Annotated in this window: 1 pseudogene; it reads right to left on the bottom strand. The window is 49.3% G+C overall.

Features of this window, described 5'->3' with window-relative positions:
- Positions 1–219 (bottom strand): annotated as a pseudogene (locus LKX83_RS33365) (sodium:solute symporter family protein); the annotation flags it as partial.

The following is a 219-nucleotide window of genomic DNA, read 5'->3' as shown; positions in this document are numbered from 1 at the left end:
GCTGCTTGTGCTAATACGACGTTGACGAGAAACGTACCGAACCAGGCTACAATCGTCTGAATGCCTGCACCCGCAGGAGAGTACATGTGCGGTTTGGCTGCCGCAAATTCCTTAAGTCCGTCAATTCCCGGATAAATAAGTACAGCCGCAAAGCCGATGACAAGCATAATATAGAAGACGATCGTATTCAGTAGCTGTGTGTAGCCGATGGCCCACATA

Source organism: Cohnella baijiui, assembly GCF_020731285.1.
Lineage (GTDB): Bacteria > Bacillota > Bacilli > Paenibacillales > Paenibacillaceae > Cohnella.
The sequence above is the reverse complement of the archived record's forward strand: the minus strand, read 5'-3'. Positions and strand labels throughout refer to the sequence as shown.